The 240-nt window shown below is 56.2% G+C and carries 1 pseudogene; it reads left to right on the forward strand.

The annotated features are described in order from the left end of the window. Nucleotides 1–154: pseudogene (locus tag AC5ZG5_RS46650) on the forward strand (IS630 family transposase); the annotation flags it as partial. Nucleotides 155–240: the final 86 nt, after the last annotated feature.

Consider the following 240-nt stretch of genomic DNA (forward strand, 5'->3'; position numbering starts at 1 on the left):
GCTCAGCGGCACCTCCTTCACTAGCCTCACCCAGCTTCAGGAACACATCGATGCCTACGTCAACGCGTACAACGACAGAGCCGAGCCCTTCGTCTGGACCAAGAAAAAGGTCCGTCAACGCCGCTTCACAGGCCGCCGTATCACTCAGCTCTGATTCCGGGTACTAGGGAGCAAAATAGATGAGGCAATAGGAGGTCTCTCGGGAACATCGCTAGATGCGGCAATACGCGCTCTCATCCT

This window comes from Bradyrhizobium sp. Ses1 (assembly GCF_059512365.1).